Annotated in this window: 3 protein-coding genes; 2 read left to right on the top strand and 1 reads right to left on the bottom strand. The window is 32.3% G+C overall.

All coding sequences use genetic code 11. The features are described from left to right. The coding region (locus MR593_RS03945; protein WP_290687094.1) for an HAD-IC family P-type ATPase at window positions 1-1174 on the top strand (1174 nt) is incomplete at its 5' end. 351 nt (window positions 1175-1525) lie between these two features. After that, window positions 1526-2881, top strand: a complete 1356-nt coding sequence (locus MR593_RS03940; protein ID WP_290687093.1) for an MATE family efflux transporter — start codon at window positions 1526-1528, stop codon at window positions 2879-2881. 64 nt (window positions 2882-2945) lie between these two features. Here the strand turns inward: MR593_RS03940 and MR593_RS03935 are convergent. Next, window positions 2946-3440 (bottom strand): leucine-rich repeat domain-containing protein (locus tag MR593_RS03935; RefSeq protein WP_290687091.1); only part of this gene is annotated, 495 nt, incomplete at its 5' end.

Genomic DNA, 3440 nt, shown 5'->3' with positions numbered 1-3440 from the left:
TGCTTATAAAAAATTACCTAAAAATACGACAGAAATAGAACATGAATTACTGGATGAAGGGATGATTTTTGTAGGGCTAGTCGGAATAATCGACCCTCCAAAAGAAGAGGTCATAGATGCTATTTTGCAGGCTAGAAGAGCAGGTGTTAAAATAAAAATGATAACAGGTGATCACCCTGAAACAGCAGCAGAAATAGCAAGACATATTCAGTTGTCCGAAAAAAACAAAGTTATAACTGGACCGGAAGTAGATAAACTAACAGATGAAGAGTTAAGCTCAGTAATTCAAGATTACGATATATTTGCAAGAGCAACTCCTGACAACAAACTCAGAATTGTAAAAGCATACCAAGCCAACAATTTGGTGACTGCGATGACAGGTGATGGAGTAAATGATGCTCCAGCTTTAAAACAAGCAGACATAGGTATAGCAATGGGTGTCAAGGGTACAGATGTAGCTAAGGAAGCATCAGATATGGTGTTGGCAAATGATGATTTCTCAACTATAGTCGATGCAATAAAGGAAGGACGACGAGTGTACGACAACATCAAGAAAACTATAAAATTCCTATTACCGACGAGTATAGCAGAGGGATTGATAGTGCTTGTGAGCATACTTTTAAGCAATCCACTACCATTACAGCCAGTTCAACTTTTGTGGATAAATATGGTGTCAGCGGTGACTATATCATTTGCATTTGTATTTGAACCAGCCGAGCACGATATAATGGATAAAAAACCACGACAAAAGCACGAAAATATAATAAAGACCTACGATGTTTTTAGAGTTCTATATGTGGCGATATTAATTGCAGGTTTGGGTTTAATTGTAAATCAGTACTTGATAAGTAGAGGAATTTCACAAAATACAGCCAGTACAGTGACACTCAATATAATAGTATTTGGGAAAATATTCTACTTGTTCAATATAAGAACAGCAGGAAGAGCTATTTCTAAAAACTTGTTCTCAAATAAAGTAGCTTTTATAGTTGTAGGAATTCTTTTAGCTCTTCAAATGGGGATCACATATGTGCCTTATATGCAGGGAATATTTAGAACTGGTTCAATTGAATTTTATGAATGGATATACCCATTATGTTGTGGGCTTATAATATTCACAGTTGTAGAAATCGAGAAATTCTTGAAATCTAAAACAAGCGGGCATAAACAATAATTGGTAGATTTTGGTAAGTATAAAATTTAAAAAATTGATAATAATATAGTTAAGATTAAATTATTACTTTAACCGAGTAACGTATTTTAATCTGACTCGACTGACGTGAATCCCATATATTGCGAAAGTGGTATAATCATAGGGTAGAACCTATAGGGTGTAACAGGAGTCCGAAAAAATAATAAGCGATAACCAAGCGAGAAACTATGTAGGGAAACCTGCATAGTTTCTTTTTGCTGAAAGAAAGATTTTTTTATATATGTAAATAGGTTATAATAGAATGGGTTATACTAAAATGTGTATGTTAAATTAATAAACAGGCGAGGTGATATTTTGCAGGGAATATTTAAAATGACAGACGAGAATAAAATATTTTACAAGACACTAATCACACTATGTATTCCGATTATAATCCAAAATTTGATAACGACACTTATAAATATGGTCGATACTGTAATGATTGGAAGTTTAGGAGAGGTATCTATAGCGGCGATAGGTATAGCTAATCAATATTTCTTTTTATTCAATATGGCATTATCTGGAATTATAGGTGGAACGGGTATATTTATGGCGCAATTTTACGGAAAAGGAGACAGAGATAGCATAAAGAAGGTAACTGCATTTAGTGTCATAGCGGCGTTGATTTTAGGGTTAATTTTCTTTGTGATAGCTGTATTTTTCCCTAATTTTATAATTCATTTTTTCTCTTATGACAGTGAAGTAGTCAAACAGGCAAGAGATTATTTTTTAGTTATAGGATTTTGTTATCCAATTATGGCAGTTAGTTATATTTTCAGCATGGGATCTAGAAATGTAATGAACCCTAGATTAGGAATGGTTTGTAGTTCTATTTCCCTTGTCGTAAATATAATTTTAAATTATATCTTTATATTTGGAAAACTTGGAGCTCCAGCATTAGGCGTGATGGGAGCTGCTGTTGCTACTGTTATAGCTAGAATTGTGGAGTTTATTTTACTTATAGGATATGTGTATTTTGTAAGAGATGATTATGAGTTGAGATTTGGATTTAAGGACATAAGAGGAATCACTAAGGATTTGGCAGATGCTGTAATCAAGAAAACTGCACCGACGTTTTTGAATGACACAACTTGGGCATTCGGAAGTGTGCTTTATTCAGTTGCTTACTCTACAGCTGGGACATCAGCTATTGCGGCGAGTCAGATTGCCAGCACGACTGGAAACTTCTTCATAATGACAGCGGTCTGTATAGCGATAGGTTCTTCTATAATGATGGGAAATGAACTAGGTGCAAATAATATAGACAGGGCGATAAGATATTCTAAGAAATTCTCGGTGATAGTAACTATAGCAGGTGCTATTTTAGGTACTTTATTGATACTTTCTACACCAATTCTTTTGAAAATATTTAGTGTTTCAGATGGATTAACTCCTGATATCAAGAAGATATTTATCATAATGGGTGTTATGATGGCGCTTAGAACATTTAACACTTTCATAGTAATAGGAGTTTTGAGAAGTGGTGGCGATACTAAGTACGCGTTATTTTTAGAAATGGGATGTATGTGGCTTGTTTCACTTCCGATAACATTTGTAGCTGCATATAAAGGAATTCCGATTTATCTATTAGTTGCATTTACTTATACTGAGGAAATCGCCAAGTTTATATTTGGAGTGCCGAGAGCAGTATCTAAAAAATGGGCAAATAATATTGTAAAAGATATGTAAATTGTAAATATATTTCTTCTATATTGAGGATAAAATTTCTCAAACATAGAAGAAATATATTTTTTTATTTTTTCGGAAGATTTATAAATTTTATATTATTAATCTTTGCATATTTTTCAGGATAAGAACCCTTATTACAATATATACAAAATTCATCACTACATCCATCAAAAGCATGATTTCCAATAGATTTAACAGAATTAGGAATTTCTATCTCTTTTAAATTACTACATCCATGAAAAGCATAAAATCCAATAGATTTAACAGAATTAGGAATTTTTATTTTTTCTAATTTCGTACAATTACTAAAAGCATGATTTCCAATAGATTTAATAGAATTAGGAATTTCTATTTCTTTTAAACTCATACAACTACAAAAAGCACCATCTCCAATAGATTTAACAGAATCAGGAATTTTTATCTCTTTTAAATTACTACATCCCCAAAAAGCATTATCTCCAATAGATTTAACAGAATCAGGAATTTCTATTTCTTTTAAATTACTACATCCCTTAAAAACATTATTTCCAATAGATTTAACGGAATTAGGAATTTTTAT

Origin of the sequence: Intestinibacter sp. (genome assembly GCF_022780145.1) — a bacterium.
Taxonomy (GTDB): domain Bacteria; phylum Bacillota; class Clostridia; order Peptostreptococcales; family Peptostreptococcaceae; genus Intestinibacter.
This window is presented reverse-complemented; position numbering and strand designations above follow the sequence as displayed.

Excerpts from the sequence above, each read along its gene's own strand:
- MR593_RS03940 (WP_290687093.1), top strand. The coding sequence starts at position 1,526 with ATGACAGACGAGAATAAAATATTTTACAAGACACTAATCACACTATGT.